Source organism: Streptomyces sp. NBC_00876 (genome assembly GCF_045207435.1).
In the GTDB taxonomy this organism is placed as follows: Bacteria; Actinomycetota; Actinomycetes; order Streptomycetales; family Streptomycetaceae; genus Streptomyces.
In genome coordinates, this window is record NZ_CP108800.1 from 5,801,273 (window position 1) to 5,816,413 (window position 15,141).

15 protein-coding genes are annotated in these 15,141 nt (G+C 72.3%); 2 read left to right on the top strand and 13 right to left on the bottom strand.

Translation table 11 applies throughout. The features are described from left to right. Positions 1–50: 50 nt before the first annotated feature. The 10 genes from OG782_RS25690 to OG782_RS25735 all read right to left on the bottom strand — a co-directional run bounded on the left by OG782_RS25690 (position 51) and on the right by OG782_RS25735 (position 8,838). Complete coding sequence (locus tag OG782_RS25690; protein WP_406454756.1) at positions 51–1,127, bottom strand: ATP-binding protein; 1,077 nt, start codon at positions 1,125–1,127, stop codon at positions 51–53. Beyond that, the gene (locus OG782_RS25695) at positions 1,124–1,861 is read right to left on the bottom strand and encodes a response regulator transcription factor (protein ID WP_014154105.1); all 738 of its coding nucleotides are present in this window, start codon (positions 1,859–1,861) and stop codon (positions 1,124–1,126) included. The genes OG782_RS25690 and OG782_RS25695 overlap by 4 nt, the downstream gene beginning before the upstream one ends. A 234-nt stretch (positions 1,862–2,095) precedes the next feature. Beyond that, on the bottom strand, positions 2,096–2,791 hold the full coding sequence (locus tag OG782_RS25700) for a spermidine synthase (protein ID WP_406454758.1): 696 nt from the start codon (positions 2,789–2,791) through the stop codon (positions 2,096–2,098). A 136-nt stretch (positions 2,792–2,927) separates the two neighbouring features. Next, complete coding sequence (locus OG782_RS25705) at positions 2,928–3,575, bottom strand: hypothetical protein (RefSeq protein WP_406454760.1); 648 nt, start codon at positions 3,573–3,575, stop codon at positions 2,928–2,930. Beyond that, positions 3,572–4,924: a hypothetical protein gene (locus OG782_RS25710; RefSeq protein ID WP_406454762.1), complete on the bottom strand. Its 1,353-nt coding sequence runs from the start codon at positions 4,922–4,924 to the stop codon at positions 3,572–3,574. Before OG782_RS25710 ends, OG782_RS25705 begins: the two co-directional genes overlap by 4 nt. Further along, a complete protein-coding gene (locus OG782_RS25715; protein ID WP_406454764.1) occupies positions 4,921–5,706 on the bottom strand; it encodes an ABC transporter ATP-binding protein in 786 nt (261 codons plus the stop codon). Before OG782_RS25715 ends, OG782_RS25710 begins: the two co-directional genes overlap by 4 nt. A gap of 10 nt (positions 5,707–5,716) precedes the next feature. After that, the gene (locus tag OG782_RS25720) at positions 5,717–6,613 is read right to left on the bottom strand and encodes a hypothetical protein (RefSeq protein ID WP_406454766.1); all 897 of its coding nucleotides are present in this window, start codon (positions 6,611–6,613) and stop codon (positions 5,717–5,719) included. After that, positions 6,610–7,212, bottom strand: a complete 603-nt coding sequence (locus tag OG782_RS25725; protein ID WP_406454768.1) for an RNA polymerase sigma factor — start codon at positions 7,210–7,212, stop codon at positions 6,610–6,612. Before OG782_RS25725 ends, OG782_RS25720 begins: the two co-directional genes overlap by 4 nt. A 79-nt stretch (positions 7,213–7,291) precedes the next feature. Further along, complete coding sequence (locus OG782_RS25730; RefSeq protein WP_406459277.1) at positions 7,292–8,041, bottom strand: GNAT family N-acetyltransferase; 750 nt, start codon at positions 8,039–8,041, stop codon at positions 7,292–7,294. Positions 8,042–8,253: 212 nt separating this feature from the next. Next, positions 8,254–8,838 (bottom strand): isochorismatase family protein, encoded by a 585-nt coding sequence (locus OG782_RS25735; protein ID WP_406454770.1) that lies wholly within the window; start codon positions 8,836–8,838, stop codon positions 8,254–8,256. 274 nt (positions 8,839–9,112) lie between these two features. Here OG782_RS25735 and lon point away from each other — a divergent pair, with 274 nt between their 5' ends. Further along, positions 9,113–11,533, top strand: a complete 2,421-nt coding sequence (gene lon, locus OG782_RS25740) for an endopeptidase La (protein WP_406454772.1) — start codon at positions 9,113–9,115, stop codon at positions 11,531–11,533. Positions 11,534–11,629: 96 nt separating this feature from the next. On the opposite strand, the gene OG782_RS25745 is transcribed toward lon, so the two are convergent. Together OG782_RS25745 and OG782_RS25750 are read right to left on the bottom strand one after the other, a co-directional pair. Beyond that, entirely contained in the window at positions 11,630–12,310 is a 681-nt protein-coding gene (locus tag OG782_RS25745) for a polysaccharide deacetylase family protein (RefSeq protein WP_406459279.1), read from the bottom strand. A gap of 332 nt (positions 12,311–12,642) precedes the next feature. After that, positions 12,643–13,485 carry a lysozyme gene (locus tag OG782_RS25750; RefSeq protein WP_406454774.1) on the bottom strand — a complete coding sequence of 281 codons (843 nt, stop codon included), beginning with the start codon at positions 13,483–13,485 and terminating at the stop codon, positions 12,643–12,645. 226 nt (positions 13,486–13,711) lie between these two features. On the opposite strand from OG782_RS25750, the gene OG782_RS25755 reads away from it, so the two are divergent. Further along, positions 13,712–14,209: a MarR family winged helix-turn-helix transcriptional regulator gene (locus tag OG782_RS25755; RefSeq protein ID WP_406454776.1), complete on the top strand. Its 498-nt coding sequence runs from the start codon at positions 13,712–13,714 to the stop codon at positions 14,207–14,209. Between the two features lie 49 nt (positions 14,210–14,258). Here the strand turns inward: OG782_RS25755 and OG782_RS25760 are convergent, their stop codons facing one another. Further along, positions 14,259–15,044, bottom strand: coding sequence for a hypothetical protein (locus OG782_RS25760; RefSeq protein ID WP_406454778.1), 786 nt, complete (start codon positions 15,042–15,044; stop codon positions 14,259–14,261). Between the last annotated feature and the right edge of the window lie 97 nt (positions 15,045–15,141).

A 15,141-nucleotide genomic window follows, 5' to 3' on the forward strand; every position in this document is an offset into this window, starting at 1 on the left:
ACCCCTTGAACAGAACACGCAGAACGCGCCCTTCCGGTTCGAACCCTATGTCAGCCTCGCGACTGAGGGATCCCCGGAAGAGTGACGCGGATGCGGCAGCCGCGAGCTGATTCGGCCACACCGATCCGGCCGCCGTGCAGATCCACCGCCCAGCGGGCGATCGCCAGGCCCAGCCCCGTACCGCCGTCGCTCCCCGGGCCGTGCGGGGACGGCACCTCGCCCCGGTTGAAACGCTCGAAGACCCGGTGCCGCTCGGACTCCGGAATGCCGGGGCCCTCGTCCACGACCTCCAGGTGCAGCGACTCGGGCTGTCCGCCGCGCCGGGCGCGCACGGTGACCCGGCCGTGCGGCGGGCTGTGCTTCACCGCGTTGTCGATCAGATTGGCCACCACCTGGTGCAGCCGCTCGGCGTCCGCGTGCGCGGTCAGCTCCGGCGGCGACACGTCCAGGTGCAGATGGACGTCCTTGCGGGAGTGGTTGCCGGAGCCCGAGGAGAGCCGGCGGTGCGCGGCGGCGAGATTCGCCTCCTTCAGCACCCCCGAGAGGTACGGCCACACCTCGAAGCGGCCGGCCTTCAGCGTGACCACGCCGTTGTCCAGCCGGGACAGGTCCAGCAGCGTCTCCACCAGCCTGCCGAGACGTTCCGTCTGTTTCAGGGCCGTGCGCATCGTCTCCGGATCGGCCGATGACACCCCGTCCACGACGTTCTCCAGCACGGCTCTCAGCGCCGCGATGGGGGTGCGCAGCTCATGTGAGACATTTGCCACCAGCTCCTTGCGGTGCCGGTCCACGGCCGCCAGATCGTCCGCCATCAGATTGATGGTCTGCGCCAGGTCGCCGAGCTCGTCGCGCCGGTCGGCGCCGCTCACCCGTCTGGTGTAGTCGCCGTGCGATATCGAGCGCGCCACGGCTCTCATCTCGTCCAGCGGCGCGGTCAGGCCGTGTGCCACGAACTGGGTGATCAGCAGGGTCGCGATCATCGAGAAGACCGTGATGAACCGCAGCTCGGTGCGTGTCCGCAGAGCCACCATGAGCAGCCCGGTCGTGATGAAGACCGAGACCACGACGAGCGTGCCCAGCTTGGCCTTGATGGAGAACGGCCGCAGCCCCGGTCCGGGCCCGGTCATGGCGCGGGGGTCTCCAGTGCGTAGCCGACGCCGTGCACGGTACGGATCCGCTCCGCGCCGATCTTCCGGCGCAGCGCCTTGATGTGGCTGTCGACGGTACGGGTGCCGGAGGCGTCCGCCCAGTCCCAGACCTCCGCCAGCAGCTGCTCCCGGGAGAGCACCGCGCGCGGGGTGTTGGCCAGGCAGACCAGCAGGTCGAACTCGGTCGGCGTGAGGTGCACGTCGTCGGCGCGGACCCGCACCCGGCGCTGTGCGTGGTCGATCTCCAGCTCGCCGAGGCGCAGTATTCCGCTGCGCGGCGTGACGGCGGCCAGTGCGGCCCGCTCGACCCGGCGCAGCAGGACGTGGACCCGGGCCGCCAGCTCACGCATGGAGAACGGCTTGGTCATGTAGTCGTCGGCGCCGACGCCGAGGCCGACCAGCATGTCGGTCTCGTCGTCCCGGGCGGTCAGCATCAGTACCGGTACCGGGCGCTGGGCCTGCACACGACGGCAGACCTCCAGGCCGTCGAAACCGGGAAGCATGATGTCGAGCACCATCAGATCCGGCTGCCAGGCCTCGGCCGCGTCCACGGCCGCCGGGCCGTCGAGCGCGGTCTGCACCAGGAAGCCCTCCGCCCGCAGCCGGGCGGAAATGGCGTCGACGATCGTGGCGTCGTCCTCGACCACCAGGACCCGGCGCTGGGCGCCCGGGGTGGCCGCCACGCCGTTGTGGGTGGTGTGTGTCTGTTCCATCGCCCCGCCCCTGCCCGTTCTCGCGGAGGCCATTCCCCCGGACGTACGGTTCTCGCTCGAAAATTTCGTGGGTGATCCCGTTACCGGTCAGCAGCGTAAAGGCAGCGGACGGCTCCCGGCTACGCAGGGTGCAGGGGCGCACGAACGCGTTGGGTGCACACAGGAGGCGGAGTGTCGGGCTTGTGACGCTTGGCCCCGGGCGTCCTGGGGGCTCGCATACCCGGCGGGGGGATCTCAGCCCGCTCGAATTGCGAGATGGACCACGTCGGGCACACCTCGGGCAACCCCTACTTCTTCGGTCCTAACCCCATGGAATCCGGCATTCCGTAGGGCTTGTTCGAACTCCGCGGACGGCTGGGCGGACCACACCGCGAGCACCCCGCCCGGCGTGAGCCGAGCCAGGCAGTCGGCGAGACCGGCGGGGGAGTACAGATTCCCGTTGTCCTCGGTGACCGTCCAGTCCGGCCCGTTGTCGATGTCCAGACACAAGGCGTCGTAACGGTCCGTAGTCGTACGGAGGTACGCCACGAGATCCGTCACGAGGACCGTCGTCCGCGGATCGGCGAGCGCTGCCGCCGAGAGGCCGGCGAGCGGCCCGTCCAGATGCCAGTCCACGATGGCCCGCTCCCGCTCGGCGACCGCGATCCGCCCCCATCGCGGCTCGGCGGCGGCCCGCGCGAGCGAGAACCCGACGCCGAGTCCGCCGATCAGGACGGCCGGGGCGGGTCTGCCGGCGGGCAGCGCGGTGAGCGCGGCATCGATCAGCAGCCGCTCCGAGCGGCCGTCCGAGGTGTCCATCAGGAAGCACCCGTTGGCGATGATCTCGAAGTCGTCGCCCCGTCTGCGCAGGACGACCTCCCCGTACGGTCCCTCGCGGCGGTCCAGGGTGACGGGGGCGAGGGCGTCTGGGCCGTAGGCGGCGTGCGGCATGGCACTGGTCTCCGGGGGCTGTCGGTCGGTGTCCCCGTCATCCTGTCCCGCCCGGCACCGGCCGGGCCAGCGGTTTGTCCGGACGGCAGCCGAACGGGGCGGAGTCAGCCGCGGACGGCAGCCGATCGGGGCGGGGTCAGCCGCGTTCGGGGCGGGCCCCGCGTACCGCGAACAGCGCCGCGCCCAGCGCGTACGCCGTCAACGCCACCGCCCACGCCCCGGTCTGCGGCCCCGGCTGCATCAGCCACGCCCACACGGAGGCCGCGCCCCCTGGGGCGCGTGGTGCCGCCAGGTAGACCGCGCCGCCGTAGACGGTCATCGGCAGCCAGCTCAGCCGGGCGCCGATCAGGGCGGCGGAGGCGGCCGCCACCCCGGTCGCGCCGAGCACGTTGCGGATCATGCCGGGTGCGCCGAACGCCTCGGGATGCCCGGGGACGGCCAGCGCGAGAGCCGCCGCGGCCGGGACGGTGAGCGCGAGCAGATGCAGCAGCCGCCGCGGCCACCAGCGGTGCACGGCGGTCCGGTCGAGCTCGTCGGCGGCGGCGTACAGGCTGGTGCCGATGGCCGCGGACACCAGCATCGGGGCCAGCACGAGGACCGGGACGCGGGCGGTGTGGTCGAAGTCCGGCCGGTCCTCGAGCCAGTCGGCGGCCCAGGCGGCGAGGAGGACGACGCAGGCCAGGGCGGCGGCGGTGCGGGGGAGGCCGCGGGAGCGGATATAGAGGAGCGGCAGGCCGCGCCGGTGCGAGGTGCGGTGCGTCGGGGCTCCGGCGGCGGTGTTCACAGGACCGGGACCTTTGACGGGGTGCAGCTCGTACGCGTGGCCAGGTAGCGGCCGAGCCAGGCCCGGCGCTCGGGGGCCGGCATGGCTTGGAGGCGGCGGAGCTGCGGGGTGCTCTCCGCGCCGCCGGTCCGCGACATGGAGGGGCCGGCGAGCCAGTCCGCGACGGCGGAGTCGGTGGCCACCACCCGGGCGAAGCCGTTCGAGCCCTCGTTGTACGAGGAGTCCGGGCACTCCCGGCCGGCCACGCCCATGGCCACCTGCCAGGCGTAGTCGTCTGAGTGCCGCAGCCGGCCGCGCAGCAGGTACCAGCCGAGGTTCGGCGTAGGCACCCAGGCCCGGCCGGAGCCCGGCCGCGCCTCGAGATCCACATACCGGACCGGCGCCCCCGGCACTCCCTCCAGCCGCCCGAAGAGCCCGGACAACGCGTCGGAGACCTGCGGCAGGAGTTCCCCGTTGTACCCGGTCAGGCAGAGCTGCGGGGTGCCGTCCGTGCAGACGGCGCGGGTGGCGGCCGGGTCGTCGCGGAGCAGGCCGGTGCCGGTGTGCACGATGAGCGGTGCGACGGCCGCCGCCACGGCGAGCGGTACGACGGCGAGGAAGCGGCGCCGGGCCGCATGGGCGATCAGCGCGGCCAGCGCGATTCCGCAGGTCCACGCCACCATCACGGGGGCGAACCACCACACGGGGAGCGAGCCGTCGAGCTGGTACTGCACGGCCGGGTCGAGGTACTGGGCCGAGGAGTCGGAGTAGCTCGGCACGCCCAGCACGAGATACAGCAGCGCGGCGAGAACGGGAGCGGCCAGCCGCCACCGGATCCGCCGGCCGACGACGAATCCCAGCAGGCCGATGGCCAGCAGGAAGCCACAGTCCGCAACGGCCATGGACGGGAACGGGCTGCCGCCGCCGGCGTACGGCCAGGTGGCCAGAAGCGCCGCTGCCAGCGCGGTGAGATACCCGGCGACCGCCCACAGCGCGAGCGGCAGCGCGGCCACCACGACCCTCGACGACCGGGCGCGCGGGGTGGACCCCCAGAGCTCGGTGGTGGAACGCCGGTGCTCGCGGGCGCCCTGCCAGCAGGACGCCGCCGCCACCAGCGGACCGGCGAGCAGGGTGGCGCCGGAGTGCAGCAGCCCCTGCGTCTCGCCCCAGTTCCCCTGCCAGGTGTCGGCCTTGGCCGCCATGGTGACGGCGAGCATGACCGCCGTGCACGCACCGGTCCACGGCGCGATGCCGCGGCGCAGCTCGGTGCGCAGCGCGTCGAGCGTCGGACGGTACCTGGCGGGCGAGCGGGTGGACGGGGGCCCGGGGAAGTCCTGCCGCTGGGCGGCGGGGGCGTCGGCCGTCGTCATCGGACGCCCGCCTTCGCACGGTGGGAGCGCAGGGCGGCGGTGTAGCCGCGCTCGATCGGGCTGCCGTCGAGCGCGTCCGCGTCGCCGTCCGCTTCGCCGAGGGACGCCAGCTCGGCCGTCGTACCGCGGTACGCGATGCGGCCCGCCTCGATCAGCGTCACGTCCGCGCAGGCCGTGGCCACGTCCTCGACCAGGTGCGTGGAGAGGATGACCGTGGCCCGCTCGCCGAGCTCCCGCATCAGGGTGCGGAACTCGACCCGCTGCTCAGGGTCGAGCCCGGCCGTCGGCTCGTCGAGCAGCAGCAGTTCGGGGTCGTTGACGATCGCCTGCGCGATGCCCACGCGCCGCACCATGCCGCCCGACAGGGTCTTCATCCGGGCGTCGATCCGGTCCGTCAGCCCCACCCGGTCCACCGCACGTTCCACGGCCGCCGCGATCAGGGCGCCGTCCATCTCCTTGAGCCACGCCACATAGGCCACGAACTCGCGGACGGTGAAGCCCGGGTAGTAGCCGAACTCCTGCGGCAGATAGCCCAGCCTGCGCCTGACCGCCGCGCGGCTGCGGTGGTCCCCGGCCGCACCTACCTCACTGCCCAGCAGCTCGATCCGGCCGGAGGCCGGTGCGGTGGCCGTGGACACCACCCTGATCAGAGAGGTCTTTCCGGCACCGTTCGGTCCGAGGAGACCGTGCACACCGGGTGCGAAGTCCAGATCGACACCGTCCAGGGCGGTCGTACGGCGGTGCCGGACCGTCAGCCCCGAAACCCTGACTGTGCTGTTCACACGATCACGCTCATGACGTCTCCAGATGGTCGAAGGATCTGCGGCGCAGGGCCAGGAGCCCGGCGCAGAGCGCGGCCGCCGCTGCCCAGCCGCTCTGTGCGGCGGGCCCGGCGAAGTAGCGGGCGGCCGACTGAGCCGCGTCGGCGACCGGGGAAGGCGACGTTCCGGCGGCCGGTACGGCGACGGCCGCGGCCCAGCACACGGCGACGGACCAGGCACCGGCGCGGCAGCCCACGAAACTGCTCAGCGCCAGCGCCGCCAGCGTCATGGCCAGCCCCGGCAGCAGCCACGCCACGGCCCCCGGACCGCCGGCCGACCCGGGCAGCACCGCCCAGGCGAGGGTGAGCACGGGGACGGTCACCGCGAGTACCGCGGCGGTCCTGATCAGCAGCAGCCGCAGCCCGCCGCCCGGAGTCGTGGCGACGATCTCGTGCATCGGGTCGGCGGAGCGCCCGTAGGAGACACCGACCCCGGCCAGCGGCAGCACCGGCGCGACGACGAGGAGCAGCGGGCGCGTCACACCGCCGAGACCGCCGCCGTACGCCAGGGCGACGGCCCCGAGCGCGACCAGCAGCAGCGCCAGCGTCCACGCCCCGCGCAGGGCGGGCCCGGCGGCCCACAGCACCCGCCCGAGCCGGGTCGCCGGCCCCGGTGCCGGTGACCACGGGCGCCCCCGCCGCCGGGCCCGTACCGGCTCCGCACCCGCAGCCGCAGCCGCGAGCACCGCCGTGCGAACCCCCTCCAGCAGCGGCAGCGCGTCCCCCTGTTCACGCACTGCCGCCGACACCCGGGCCGCGCACGGTGTACAGGCCTCGACGTGCTTCTCCAGGGACCAGGCGTCCGTCTCGGCGGCCGTGCCCGCCGCGTACCGCCCGGCCAGTCCGTCTCCCACGTGCCAGGCCGTCATGCCGTGCCTCCCAGTGGACCGTTCTCCACAACCAGCCGGTCCAGCGCGGCCCGCAGCTCGCGCCGTGCCCGCAGCGCCCGGGTCTTGACCGTCCCCTCGGGTATGCCGAGGAGCCGGGCGGCCTCCCTGGTGGTCAGCCCGTCGATGACCGTCGCGCGCAGGACCTCCCGGAGTTCCGGCGAGATCCGGTCGAGCGCGGCACCCACATCGCCGTACTCCAGTCCGGCCAGGACCCGGTCCTCGGCGGACGGCACGGCCTCGGCCCACCCGGCGCCGCCCGCGTGCCCGGCCTGCGCGATGCGCTCCGTGCGGGCCCGGGTCCGCTGCGCGTCGACCAGCCGACGGGCGGCGATCACCCAGAGCCAGCCGCCTGCCTCGGCGCCCCGGTGCGAACCGGCGGAGCGCCAGACCGTCACGAAGGTGTCCTGCAGCACCTCCCGTACGGTCTCTGCGTCCGGGCAGCGGCGGTTCAGCCGGGCCAGCAGCCAGCCGGCATGCCGGTCGTAGAGCGCGGCCAGGGCCGTCGTGTCCCCGTGCGCGACGGCACGCAGCAGCGCCTCGTCGTTCCGGTCGTCCCCCGAAGGGCGCAGGTGGCTCACACCTCCTCTATCGGAGGCCGGACCCCGGCCGGTTCACGTACGGCACATCCGCCCGGTCAGGGGGCGGTGCTGCGGCCGGTCAGGTCCGGGGCGGGGCCCAGACGTACGGCGTGGTGGTGGTCACGGCGTGGAAGCCCAGCCGGCTCAGGATCGGGGCGCTGTCGTCGGAGGCGTCGACCTGCAGATAGCGGGTGCCACGGGCGACGGCCAGCTTCGCGCGGGCGGCGACCAGGGCGCGGTAGATCCCGCGGCCCCGCCACGCGGCCAGGGTCGAGCCGCCCCACAGCCCGGCGAACTCCGTCCCCGTACGGAAGACCAGCCAGGCCGCGGAGACGACCTCGCCCCCGGCCTCGGCGACGTACACCGCGATCTCGTCCGGAGCGGTGGCGACCCGGGCGATCAGGTCGTCGCCCAGCCAGCCCCAGTCCTCGCCCCAGACGTCCGACTCCATGACGGCGATACGCCGCATATCGGCTTCCCCGGTGACCCGCCGGAGCGTCACGCCGTCCGGCAGTACCGGGTCCGCGGCCATCTCGTCGGCGCGGCCGATGAGGATCGTCTCCTGCTCCTCGGGGACGAAGCCCGCGGCGCGCAGCCGGTCGGTGAGGTCTTCCGGCAGGTCGTGGCCGCGGGTCTTCCACTCCACGGCCTCGCCGCGCCGGGCGAAGTGGTCGCGCTGCCGGGCGATCAGCAGGTCGAGCTCGGCTCCGCGCACGCCCACGTCCCGGGGCGTGGTCACGAACCCGCGGAACTGGCCGACGACGCGCAGCAGCTCGCCGTCCCACTCGTGGTGGACGCCCGCGGGCGGATTCGGGGGTGCGCCGCGCATGTTCTCGTCGTAAGCCGCGAGAAGGCCGGCGATGTCCGTCCCGGAGGGGCCGGTGAAGGAGGATTCGGTCACAGCAAGGAGCGTACGAGGCGGCGCAAGCACTTTTTCCGGCCCCGGCCGCCTTGTCCGGGGACAGGTCGACCGACCGCGCGGCCGTGCGGCCCCCGGGATCGGCCGCCTCGTTCCCGCCCCCGGGCTCAGCGCCCCCGGGCTCAGCGCACCCGGGACCTCGGCGCCGTGAACGTCACGGCCGCTGCCGGAGCGGTGACGTCGGCATCCGCGCTGATGGCCCATGCGGCGACCCGGGACACCACGGCGGCCGGGACAGCCTCGCTGATGCCGGGAGCCGCCGGGATGTCCTGCGTCCCGTGGGCGTCGTACGGGAGAACGACCCGGTAGCCCAGGGCCAGGGCCGTGCGCGCCGTCGCCTGGACGCACATCTCCGACATCACTCCGCAGACGGTGAGCGACTCGGCGCCGGCTTCGCCCAGCAGATCCCCCAGGCGCGTACCGGCGAAGCCGTCGTCCCTGGTCTTACGGATCACGAACTCGGTCGGACCCGCCTGGACGGGAAGGTGCAGCGCCCACCCCGGGGTGTGGGGCTCGTCGCCCGTGCCGGGCGCGCCGTCGTTCTGGAGGTGGACGACAAGTGCGCCGCTTCTGCGCGCCCGCGCGATCAGGTCCGCGGTCCGCTCCAGCAGCCCGGCCGCGCCGGGCACGGCCCTGTCCCCGCTCACCCCCGCCTTCTGGACGTCCACGACGATCAGGGCATGCGAGGGAGGTACGGAATCGGTCATGGCGCCATCCTGTCCGCTGCCGCCCGGCTCCTCCACGGCATTTCGCGGGATCTCGCGCACGTGCGAAGAGGCCGGGCCGGGATCTCGCGCACGTGCGAAGAGGCCGGGTGCGGGGACTACGACGGCCGTGCCCGGCGTTGCACACAGGGCGCACAGCGGCAGCCGTAGCCCCCGTCGCATCCTGATCGCTCACAGCGAACGCACCCTGGGGAACATTGAGCGGCTCACAAGCATTGAGTCTTCATAGCTCAACTTGACTGCCGAAGGGGAGATCATGACTACCGAGTCCGATGCGGTCACACCGCTCACCCTGCCTGTGCTGCCGCTCGACGACGAGGTCGTGCTGCCCGGAATGGTGGTGCCGCTGGACCTGTCCGACAACGAGGTACGGGCCGCCGTCGAGGCCGCTCAGGCCGCAGTCCGCGAAGGCGGCGGCAAGCCCGAGGTGCTGCTCGTTCCGCGCATCGACGGGACCTACACCGGGATCGGCGTCATCGGGACCGTCGAGCAGGTCGGGCGGCTGTCCGACGGCGACCCCGGCGCGCTCATCCGCGGTCGCGGACGGGTCAGGATCGGGGCCGGGACCAGTGGACCCGGCGCCGCGCTCTGGGTGGAAGGGACCCGGGTCGACGTCTCCGTCCCCGAGCCGCTCCCCGGAGCCGCCGCCGAGCTGGTCAAGGAGTACAAGGCACTCGCCACCAGCTGGCTGAAGAAGCGCGGCGCCTGGCAGGTCGTGGACCGGGTCCAGCAGATCGAGGACATCTCCGCGCTCGCCGACAACTCCGGATACTCGCCCTTCCTCACCACCGCCCAGAAGGTGCAGCTGCTGGAGACCGCCGACGCGGTCGCCCGGCTGAAGCTCGCCATCCAGTGGCTCGGTGAACACCTCGCCGAGCAGGACGTCGCCGAGTCCATCGCCAAGGACGTCCAGGAGGGCGTCGACAAGCAGCAGCGCGAGTTCCTGCTGCGGCGCCAGCTCGACGCCGTACGCAAGGAGCTCTCCGGACTCAACGGTGACCCGGAGGACGAGTCCGACGACTACCGGGCGCGCGTCGAGGCCGCCGACCTTCCCGGGCACGTCCGCGAGGCCGCGCTCAAGGAGGTCGACAAGCTGGAGCGCTCCTCCGACCAGAGCCCCGAGGGCTCCTGGATCCGGACCTGGCTGGACACCGTCCTGGAACTCCCCTGGGCCGAGCGGACCGAGGACGCGTACGACATCAAGGGCGCCCAGGAGATCCTCGACGCCGAGCACGCGGGCCTCCAGGACGTGAAGGAGCGCATCACCGAGTACCTGGCGGTGCGCAAGCGGCGTGCCGACCGCGGACTGGGTGTGGTCGGAGGCCGGCGCGGCGGCGCCGTGCTGGCGCTCGTCGGCCCTCCGGGGGTCGGAAAAACCTCGCTCGGGGAATCCGTCGCGCACGCCATGGGGCGCAAGTTCGTCCGCGTCGCGCTCGGCGGTGTCCGGGACGAGGCGGAGATCCGCGGCCACCGGCGTACCTACGTCGGAGCGCTTCCCGGGCGCATCGTCCGCGCCATCAAGGAGGCCGGTTCGATGAACCCGGTCGTCCTGCTCGACGAGATCGACAAGGTCGGATCCGACTTCCGGGGCGACCCCGCCGCGGCCCTGCTCGAAGTGCTCGACCCGGCACAGAACCACACCTTCCGCGACCACTACCTGGAGGTCGAACTCGACCTCAGCGACGTGGTCTTCCTGGCCACCGCCAACGTCCTGGAAGCGATCCCGGAGGCCCTGCTCGACCGGATGGAGCTGGTCAGGCTCGACGGCTACACCGAGGACGAGAAGGTCGTCATCGCCCGCGACCACCTGCTCCCGCGCCAGCTGGAGCGGGCCGGTCTGGAGAAGGACGAGGTCACCCTCGACGAGACGGCGCTGCGCAAGCTGGCCGGCGAGTACACACGGGAGGCCGGTGTACGGAACCTGGAGCGGGCCGTCGCACGGCTGCTGCGCAAGGTCGCGGCCCAGCACGAACTGGGTGACCGTGAGCTCCCGTTCACGGTGACCGACGAGGACCTGCGCGGCCTCATCGGGCGCCCGCACCACGTCCCCGAGTCCGCCCAGGACCCGGCCGAGCGCCGCACCGCGGTGCCGGGCGTGGCCACCGGGCTCGCGGTGACCGGAGCGGGCGGTGACGTGCTCTTCGTGGAGGCGTCGCTCGCCGATCCGGAGACCGGGGCGTCCGGACTGACCCTCACCGGTCAGCTCGGTGACGTCATGAAGGAGTCCGCGCAGATCGCGCTGAGCTTCCTTCGGTCGCACGGTGCGGAGCTGGAACTGCCGGTCGCGGACCTCAAGGACCGCGGTGCGCACATCCACTTCCCGGCGGGTGCGGTGCCCAAGGACGGTCCGAGCGCCGGCATCACCATGACCACGGCGCTGGCCTCGCTGCTCTCCGGGCGGCTGGTCCGGACGGATGTGGCGATGACCGGTGAGGTCTCGCTGACCGGGCGGGTCCTGCCGATCGGCGGCCTGAAGCAGAAGCTGCTCGCCGCGCACCGGGCCGGCATCACCACCGTGGTGATCCCCAAGCGCAACGAGCCCGACCTGGACGACGTCCCCGCCGAGGTGCTGGACACGCTGGAGGTCCACCCGGTCACGGACGTGCGCCAGGTCCTGGAGATCGCCCTCGCCCCGGCCACGGCCCCGGCGGAGCGGAGGATCCCGGCCGCGGCGTAGCCGTCACGGCGTGACGGACGTGGCACTGCGGACACGGCCGGTACGGACGGCCCGTCTCCCTCACGGGGAGGCGGGCCGTTTCGCGTACCTGAGGTCCTACGGGCGGTAGATGGTGCCCGGGACCGGCTGGGCGGGTGCCATCAGCTGAGGCACCGTCACGAAGGTGTAGCCGCGCTTCTTCAGCGTGTGGATGATGCCCGGCACCGCGGGCACCGAGCCCTTGTAGATGTCGTGCAGCAGGATGATGCCGTCCTTGCTCGCCTGGTCGACTATCCGCTTCTCTATCAGCGCGGAGTCGGTCGTCGAGTAGTCCTTGGCGGTGGCGCTCCACAGGATCTGGGACAGCCCCAGGTCCTTGCTGATCGCGGAGACGGTGTCGTCCGTGCGCCCCTGCGGCGGGCGCATCAGCCGCGGCTTCTTGCCCGTGATCGCCTCGATCGCGTTCTGCGTCTTCTCCAGCTCGGCCCGTATCTCGGCCGGCTTCTTGTCCGTCAGGATCTCGTGCGACCAGGTGTGGTTGGCCACCTCGTGCCCCTCCGCCTCGATGCGGCGGACGGTGTCGGGGTGCTTCTTGACGTGGTTCTTGCCCAGCAGGAAGAAGGTCGCGTGTACCTTCTCCTTCTTGAGGATGTCCAGCAGATGCGGAGTATCCTCGGCCGGACCGGCGTCGAAGGTCAGGGCGATGCACTTGGCCTTGCGGCAGTCCACCGGGCCGAATGAGCCCTTGGCGTCCGAACCGGCGTCGGCGCGGGCCGAGCCGGGAGCCGTGGTCGCCATCGAGCAGCCGCTCAGCGTCAGTGTGAGCGCTGTCACGAGGGTGACGGCCAACCCCGTACCGATCGACTTCCTCTTACTGGGCAAGGCGGGCCACTCCCTCGTCACTGAACGCTGAACGACGCACGGTGTGTGCGGTCTGCACGGACTATACAGACCGTGTATACATGCGGTGCATAGCGGGGTGGGGGTGACCGCCCGAGAGTTGCCTGAGGGTTGCGCGGAGCCCGGCCGGGGTGCGTCGAACGGGCAGAGCCCGGCGACTGGGTGCGTCACCGGGCTCTGTCGGGGGAGGTGCGGGCCGGGCGGCTGCCGGCCGGGACTTTCAACGCGGCCTAACCGTTGGCCAGCGCCTGTACGCGGTCGAGGGCTCCGTTGAAGCGGTTGTGGTCGCCCACCGTGGGCCCGGACGAGGTGTACTGCCAGATCGTGTAGAAGCCCCAGCCGGCCGGGAGCGCGCCGACCGTGGTGTCGTAGCGGGCGACCCAGAGCGGGTTCGTCGTGGCGAAACCGGCGTTGTTGCCGGTGCAGGACTGCCACCAGCTGGTCGCGGTGTAGATGACCGCGTCGCGTCCGGTGCGCGCCTTGTAGGTGTTCACGAAGTCACGGATCCAGGCGACCATTCCGGCCGCGGTCTTCCCGTAGCACGCGGCGCCGTACGGGTTCCACTCGATGTCGAGCACGCCCGGCAGGGTCCTGCCGTCCCTGGACCAGCCGCCGCCGTGGTCCACGAAGTAGTTGGCCTGGACGGCGCCGCTCGTCGTGTCCGGGGTGGCGAAGTGGTACGAGCCGCGGATCATGCCGATGTTGTACGAGCCGTTGTACTGCTGGGTGAAGTCCTCGTTCGTGTAGTACGTGCCTTCCGAGGCCTTGACGTAGGCCCACTTGACGCCGCTGCTCCAGAGTGCCGACCAGTTCACGGCGTTCTGGTGGCCGCTGACGTCCACGCCTTCGGTCTGGACGGCGCGGGTGTCGACCGGCAGTCCGCCCTGGCCGTCGTGGGCGACGACGCCCATGCCCATGGTGGCCGAACCGCGGGCGGGCTTGGTGGGGTCTCCGCCGGTGGCACCGGCGGCGCCGGGGAGGGCGATGAGGAGGGAGAGGGCTGCGAGCAGAGTTCCCGCCGCTGCGAAGCGCGAGCGGCGGGCTGATGTGGAGCCGGATCTGTGCACGGGCATTGCGTGCCTCCGAGGCCTCAGTGGGGGGGATCTGCTGACCCGGGGGCGCGGCGGACACACCCCTGGTGACATGCCATGGTGTGAACATGCCATACATGACGCTACGCACGTAGACCCGTGCGGCGGAAGGGGGCCTGGGCTGTGCCGTTGGTCTACTCCTGCGAAATACTGGCGGAGCTGGGGCGATGACCAGCGGTGAAAGAAACTTTCAGCGGCAGGAAAGCTCATGAGGGGTGTTGACGTGCACGGGAGCGAAAGCGGGAGTGAACCCGGCGCAATCGGGGGAAGTGGTGTGGACCACGAATTCCTCGCCCTGGAAGTGGAGTTGGCTGTCTTCCTGCGTCGCGCGCGGGCGAACTCCGGCGAGATGGCGCGTGAGGTGCACCCCGAGCTGGAGGCGGCCGCCTACGGACTCTTCGTACGCCTCGAATCGGCGGGGCAGCAGCGGGCCACGGACCTCGCCTCGTACTTCGGGGTCGGCAAGGCCACCATGAGCCGTCAACTGCGCGCCCTGGAAGCGCTCGGACTGGTGGCGCGCGAGCCCGATCCGGCCGACGGCCGGGCCTTCCTCGTCCATCTCACCGACGAGGGCCTCGCCCGCTTCCGGAGCGTCCGCGACGCACGCCGCGACCGCTATGTGCGCAAGCTCGCCGACTGGGACCGGGCCGAGGTGGCGGAACTGGCCCGGCTGCTGCACCACTTGAACGCCGTCGCCGAGGGCTGACGGGGAGCGGCGGGGCGGGGCGGGCGCGCACGGCTTCCCGCCCGCCGCCTCACAGCTCCGCGTACACCGCTGTCGCGTCGTCGTGCGTCTTGCTCCGCCGCAGGTGCGTACGGTCCGTGTCCGCGTCCTCCAGGGCCCGGACGCGGTCGATCAGCCCCTGGGGGCCCTCCTTGCGGAGCACCCCGAGGCAGGCCGTCCAGTCGCCCTCGCCGAACATCTCGGTCCAGCGGCTCGCCCCGTCCGTCAGCGCGGCGATCGCCCGCACCTCGGCGCGCGGCGTCCGCCCGGTGACCGCCCGGGCCGCCACGGCCGGATCGGCGGCGGCGGTGAAGAAGCCGCCTTCCTTGTTCCGTACCCGGGCATCGGCGATCGCTTCGGAGGCGAGGGAGTCAGGCGGCAGCCGGTCGATCCGGTCGTCCAGCAGGGCACGGACGCCGCCGTCCGGCGACTCGAACAGCAGCACCGAGTCGGACAGCACGAGGTGTTCGACCTCCTCCGTGTCCCAGCGCACCAGGACGACGGTTGCCTGGGGTGTACGTACGTGAGAAAGGTCACACAGGGGGCGGTGTGTGTCGGCGGTGCGCCGGATGGACTCCGCCAGGATCTCCCGAAGGGTCAGATCCCGCCTCGAACCCGACAGTTCGACCAGTGCGCCGCCCAGCCGTGCGGTGAACCAGGGAACCGAGTGCACACAACCGTCGTCCCCCTTCGGCGGTGTCACTCCGTCGAGCAGTACGAGCCCCCCGCCCCGACCGGAGGCGGGCAGGACCGTGGCCGCCCAGTCCTCGTTCGGACGCTCGGGAACTCCGGGACCGGTGGCGAGTTCGATACGCATTCAGTCAGTCTGCACGATGCCTTCACCGGGCCTGCACTGTCCGGAATTGGCCCGTACCAGCAGGTCAACAGGGCGAATCGAGCGGAAGGAATCACTC

Coding starts and splice junctions, on each gene's coding strand:
- OG782_RS25690 (WP_406454756.1), bottom strand. CDS start 1,127: ATGACCGGGCCCGGACCGGGGCTGCGGCCGTTCTCCATCAAGGCCAAG.
- OG782_RS25695 (WP_014154105.1), bottom strand. CDS start 1,861: ATGGAACAGACACACACCACCCACAACGGCGTGGCGGCCACCCCGGGC.
- OG782_RS25700 (WP_406454758.1), bottom strand. CDS start 2,791: ATGCCGCACGCCGCCTACGGCCCAGACGCCCTCGCCCCCGTCACCCTG.
- OG782_RS25710 (WP_406454762.1), bottom strand. CDS start 4,924: ATGACGACGGCCGACGCCCCCGCCGCCCAGCGGCAGGACTTCCCCGGG.
- OG782_RS25720 (WP_406454766.1), bottom strand. CDS start 6,613: ATGACGGCCTGGCACGTGGGAGACGGACTGGCCGGGCGGTACGCGGCG.
- OG782_RS25730 (WP_406459277.1), bottom strand. CDS start 8,041: ATGCGCGGCGCACCCCCGAATCCGCCCGCGGGCGTCCACCACGAGTGG.
- OG782_RS25735 (WP_406454770.1), bottom strand. CDS start 8,838: ATGACCGATTCCGTACCTCCCTCGCATGCCCTGATCGTCGTGGACGTC.
- lon (WP_406454772.1), top strand. CDS start 9,113: ATGACTACCGAGTCCGATGCGGTCACACCGCTCACCCTGCCTGTGCTG.
- OG782_RS25745 (WP_406459279.1), bottom strand. CDS start 12,310: ATGGCGACCACGGCTCCCGGCTCGGCCCGCGCCGACGCCGGTTCGGAC.
- OG782_RS25750 (WP_406454774.1), bottom strand. CDS start 13,485: ATGCCCGTGCACAGATCCGGCTCCACATCAGCCCGCCGCTCGCGCTTC.
- OG782_RS25755 (WP_406454776.1), top strand. CDS start 13,712: ATGAGGGGTGTTGACGTGCACGGGAGCGAAAGCGGGAGTGAACCCGGC.
- OG782_RS25760 (WP_406454778.1), bottom strand. CDS start 15,044: ATGCGTATCGAACTCGCCACCGGTCCCGGAGTTCCCGAGCGTCCGAAC.